The 1,710-nt window shown below is 68.5% G+C and carries 1 protein-coding gene and 1 pseudogene; one reads left to right on the top strand and one right to left on the bottom strand.

The window, feature by feature from the left end:
* On the top strand, positions 1 to 1,206 hold a 1,206-nt coding region (locus tag U9980_RS12510), incomplete at its 5' end, for an RtcB family protein (protein WP_322768060.1).
* A gap of 50 nt (positions 1,207 to 1,256) precedes the next feature.
* Here the strand turns inward: U9980_RS12510 and U9980_RS12505 are convergent.
* Positions 1,257 to 1,710 (bottom strand): annotated as a pseudogene (locus tag U9980_RS12505) (hypothetical protein); the annotation flags it as partial.

Genomic DNA, 1,710 nt, shown 5'->3' with positions numbered 1-1,710 from the left:
GTTGCCGAACTCGGGGGTGCGCGGACCCCCATCTGGATGTGGACCCGTCCGCAGGAGGTCGACAGCGCAGCCCTCGACCAGCTGCGCGCCGTCGCGGATCTCCCCTATGTCCATCACCATGTCGCGGTCATGCCCGATGTCCACCTGGGCAAGGGCGCGACCGTCGGTTCCGTCGTAGCCATGCGGGACGCGGTGTCGCCCGCGGCCGTCGGCGTCGACATCGGCTGTGGAATGGCCGCCGTCCGCACGAACCTCACCGCGAGTGATCTTCCGGATGATCTGGGTGCGATACGCGCCGCGGTCGAGGCGGTGATTCCGGTCGGGCGTCTTGGACACCCGACCGTCTCGGGCAGGGTGCGCTCCCACCGGGAGCTCTGGGACGGTTTCGCCGACCTGCATCCGTTGGTCTCGGGACGGCTGGAGCGGGCCATGGCGCAGCTGGGGACGCTCGGCTCGGGCAACCACTTCATCGAGCTGTGCCTCGATACCGGCGACCAGGTGTGGCTGATGCTGCACTCGGGCTCACGCAACATCGGCAAGGAGCTGGCCGAGGTCCATATCGGGATCGCGAAACGGCTGGCGCACAACGGCGACCTGCGCGACCGGGATCTGGCGGTGTTCCTCGCGGGCACGGCGGAGATGCGGGCGTACCGGCATGATCTGGTCTGGGCGCAGCGGTACGCACAGCTGAATCGGGTGACGATGCTCGGCCTGTACCAGGATGTGCTGCATGGTTTCTTCCCGGGACTGCGGCTGCCGGTTGCGCCGCAGAGCGGTCCGTATGCGGGGGAACGAGCGTTCGCCTCGGTGAACTGCCATCACAACTACGTGTCCGAAGAACATCATTATGGCGCGGATGTGCTGGTGACCCGCAAGGGCGCGATCTCGGCACGGTCTGGGGAATACGGCATCATCCCGGGTTCGATGGGTACCCGGTCCTACATCGTTCGTGGACTGGGGAATCCGGAGTCTTTTCACTCGGCGTCGCATGGGGCCGGTCGGCGGATGAGCCGGTCGAAGGCGAAGAAGATGTTCACCGTCGAGGATCTGACCGCGGCGACCGCCGGGGTGGAATGCCGTAAGGACGCCGGTGTGATCGACGAGATCCCGGCGGCCTACAAGGACGTCGAGCAGGTCATCGCCAACCAGCGGGACCTGGTCGCTGTCGCCGCGGAACTGCGGGCCGTCCTGTGCGTCAAAGGCTGACCCGGTGCGGCACCCGTGAACTGCTGCGCGGGATGGGCGAGGGTGAACTGTCAGGCGCCGGCGAACGAGGGCGCGACGTCGAGCATCGCCTGTGCGATCGCGGTGTCTCCCACCAGCTCGGCGCCGATGTCGCCGGCCTGGCGGCGGTCGGCGACCAGCAGACAGAAGTCGAGCAGGGGCGCGGACATCGCCGCGCTGGTGGCGGGTGGCGTCCCGCTACCGGCAATCTCGCTGGTGCCGTCCGGCCCGATCATCCACCGGCCGCCACCGGGGCCCGAGAGGTTGACAAGGAGCGTCGCGTCCCCGGAAGCAGGTGGTAGCGCGGCCCGTACCTTTGGGGTGAGCCACCGCATTGCGGTGTCGGCCATCCGGTGGAGGTGATCGGCGGGTGGCAGCGGCATGGCCAGCCCGACCCGCTCGGCGATGTCACGGCCGTGGATCCACGTCTCGAAGGCCCGGATGGTCAGGTAGGCGCCCAGCGGGCCAAAGGGCGCGCGACGATCG

The sequence above is a fragment of the Protofrankia sp. Cr1 genome (genome assembly GCF_963555865.1).
Taxonomy (GTDB): domain Bacteria; phylum Actinomycetota; class Actinomycetes; order Frankiales; family Frankiaceae; genus Protofrankia.
This window is presented reverse-complemented; position numbering and strand designations above follow the sequence as displayed.